Annotated in this window: 3 protein-coding genes and 1 pseudogene; all 4 read right to left on the bottom strand. The window is 43.7% G+C overall.

Annotation, left to right across the window (positions count from 1 at the left end):
- The coding region (locus JJB97_RS17535) for a PAAR domain-containing protein (RefSeq protein ID WP_238715368.1) at nt 1–113 on the bottom strand (113 nt) is incomplete at its 3' end.
- A gap of 9 nt (nt 114–122) precedes the next feature.
- The gene (locus tag JJB97_RS17530; protein WP_238715367.1) at nt 123–2081 is read right to left on the bottom strand and encodes a T6SS effector phospholipase Tle3 domain-containing protein; all 1959 of its coding nucleotides are present in this window, start codon (nt 2079–2081) and stop codon (nt 123–125) included.
- A gap of 5 nt (nt 2082–2086) precedes the next feature.
- Nucleotides 2087–2881 carry a T6SS immunity protein Tli3 family protein gene (locus JJB97_RS17525; protein WP_238715366.1) on the bottom strand — a complete coding sequence of 265 codons (795 nt, stop codon included), beginning with the start codon at nt 2879–2881 and terminating at the stop codon, nt 2087–2089.
- Nucleotides 2878–3094 (bottom strand): annotated as a pseudogene (locus JJB97_RS17520) (DUF2345 domain-containing protein); the annotation flags it as partial. The pseudogene JJB97_RS17520 and the gene JJB97_RS17525, both read right to left, overlap by 4 nt.

Raw genomic sequence — 3094 nt, 5'->3', positions numbered from 1 at the left:
GTGTCGTGGAGTAATGCAGCATTTTTGCCGTTAATATCGAAGCTGGATGAGGCCGAAGCTACCCTGCCGCCGTGTGAGGTGGCATCACCCAATACCACTGCGCATATTGCCATGAGATTTCCTTACCCTTTATTGACAGGTCGTCCGCCCGCCTCCCAGCCAAACAGACGGTTTTCGTGTCTATATCGTTCAAATTGCTCAGGGTAAGTATCCTTATAATCCTGAGCGGCTGTATTTGTATGGATCATGGCCGGCCTTTCAGGAATATTAAGGATCCCTTTTTCCATATAAGGATCTAATCCCTGAGTCCAGTCAGCCATAGTGCGGATTTGGTCCATAAACGCTTTATTCATACTTGCATCACAAAACCCAATCGGCAGATCATAAGCGACCACACGACTCATAAATTCTTTGCTATTTGGCAGGGTGCTGTGATCCGTAGGCTGAGAGATATATTTACCGACCCGTGCGGCTCGCTCTTCGGCCGTTTCCCGCCTGTAAACGGGCCTGGCACCATAAGTCGTTGGCTCATAGCCAGTCAGTACCTGCTGATAAGGATACAGATTGATATAGTTTTTAAAGGTATCGTCTACCGGCTTAGACTCTCCGGTTTTATCATGTATTTTTTTACTCAGCTGACCCCAACCGTGGCCATACTCTTCGTTCGGAAGCTCTTCTAATCCCACACGTGTTTCGTCAAAATCAACCATTTCACGGGTTTGGATTGGGTTTATGACTTCTTCTCCGTTGATATTAACAGTCCAATAGCCCGTATTATTATAAGTGAATAAATCACCATTATCATCCCAGAAAGGTTTTCCATCCGCTGGAGTGAAAGAGGTTTTAGGATTAGGCTTGTCACCACAGGGTAACCAACGGGCCAGTATTCTCTGAAAAATATGCCCTTTATATTTCATCATTAGCGAATGAGGGCTACCATCAGGATTGTTTTTCAGTCCTACCCAGCCCAAGCTAAGTAGTGGACTAGCCCCCATAACTCGATCATGGGGGTTGCAGTAAATATAAAATCGCCCATGATTATCACGTTCCGGAATATCTTCCCCATTTTTTTCTGATTTAAAAATCACATCAGGTTTCCAAGGTTTCTTATCTAATGTTTTGCCTACGCACAGTGAGTTATAGTCATCAACAGGCAGAGGTTTACTCTGTGTGGCAATCTTGTCAATAATAGCCGCCAGAGTCTGGTGGCGGGAATTGTCCGACGAATCCTCACCAAGCGGAAGCGCAATAGTATCAGTGACTTTATTTGATAATGAATAAGGTGAGCTAAGGATAAAAAGTGCATCAGGTGCCCTTTTAGCCAACGTGGTGGCAGCCATTGCGATCATTGTTCCCTGGCTATGAGAAATTACGCTAATTGTATCGCGTGGGTATTCCTGGCGGATAAAATCCATTAAATCGGCCAGCCTTTTTGCTGCATGAGCGTAATATTTTCTCGGCGGCGCATTAGTGAGCAGGCGATCTTCATCTGGCGCGACCAGTTGAACGGGAAAAACACCGAATAAGTTTTCTTTAAATCCTTCTTCACTCCATAAAGATCCCAGTTGGGTAGTACCGTTCTGAAAAGGGCCTCCCCCCCAAAAAAAAGGCCCTTTTTTTCTTATATCCTGCTCAGGAATACCGTCAGCGATCATCTGATGATAATCTTCATTATTAATATTTACTAGCGGAATTGTATACTTACCTTCATCACCTTCTGGCGATCTATAACCCCAGTAAAAACGAATAACCGGAGATCGTCCTTCTGTTAGAATTCTCCTGCGGCCATTATCTGAAGCAGGGCTATCACAACTATAAATATTTGGTCGTAGTGAATATTCAGTATCTCCTAAGCCAAGGCGTATATTCAAGCCAGCGCAAAGCGATTCTTCTGCCGTCTGATACCACTCGCCAGTAGAATTTACTCCATGAACAAAGATAACAATACCCGGCAAATGCGGTGGAAAACTGCAATCCCCACGAACTTTAACCGATTGTGGAGAAGCACAGCTATTCCAGAAAGGTCGCCCGTTATCATCCATACACGTTTCCAGATCACGCCCCGGTTCTTCTAAATTCATTTTATTCATTCCTTTTCAGGCTTGATAAACTTTACTTTTGATGGTTTTATATTTTCATCACAAAAAAAACCAACTCCGTTCATCCGCTCAATTTTCATCACCCCCTCCCGACCAATATATTGATTACTTACATTTTTTTCGTCGGAATAAGGAACAACCTTTATATATTCTCCATATCCATCAGCTCTTATATAATAGTCATTTTCAATGATGAATGTAGTTCTTATATTCGGATGGCTTGTCGAGCGATCATAGGTACTTTCAAAAAATGTACGGCCCTTATCCGTTGACACCAACACAGTCTGGTAACAACCATGGTTATTGCTGCACCCCTGCCATCGATTATTAACAAACGGAAATACCAGCACGCCATTGGTCGCATTGTTAATAAGCTTCCCTTTAAAGTGCATAAAACTGTTTTCCACATCCTTTAGCTGGATCTGGTCATCGCCCGCATACTGATTTTTTATCCTGGTTTTACCATCATCACTCCAGCCATCGCGACTGAATGCTTCAAGTCGTGTTTTTATGCCCAACTGGCTATCATGGTAATAAACCTGACCACTCTTGTCGCAGGCAATATAGTTTTCCAGTGTCAGATAACGGTGATCGTCCAAGCGGTAAATCACCTGCGGCGGGGCATTGGTTCTCACCACTCGCCGGTCATTATCCTTTCTGGCCGGACCAGGCATGCCATAACCAAAACTTCTCCCTACGGAAGGAAGATTTGCGATAATAATCGTAATAACAATAAACAGCACACAACACAGGGAAATGATAATCAGCGTTTTATTTTTCATTTAGTTACCCTCTCAAGCCAGGTAATGACCATATCCTCAGTTGCCTGAGACTGTACCAGCTCTGTTTCACCTTTAGCGTTCGTAATCCCTTCGATAACTTTCCCATCAGCTAATTTGATACGATAGCGCTGGTTAGCCAGCGGTTGCTTAGTTAGTCCATGCAAAATTCTGAATTTCTCATCAAAACTTTCCGGAGCGTAGTTCTTCATCACC

This window comes from Tenebrionibacter intestinalis (assembly GCF_016632365.1).
GTDB classification, from domain to species: domain Bacteria; phylum Pseudomonadota; class Gammaproteobacteria; order Enterobacterales; family Enterobacteriaceae; genus Tenebrionibacter; species Tenebrionibacter intestinalis.
This window is presented reverse-complemented; position numbering and strand designations above follow the sequence as displayed.

Bases quoted from the DNA above. Each gene is read 5' to 3' on its own strand.
- JJB97_RS17530 (WP_238715367.1), bottom strand. From the start codon at position 2,081: ATGAATTTAGAAGAACCGGGGCGTGATCTGGAAACGTGTATGGATGAT.
- JJB97_RS17525 (WP_238715366.1), bottom strand. From the start codon at position 2,881: ATGAAAAATAAAACGCTGATTATCATTTCCCTGTGTTGTGTGCTGTTT.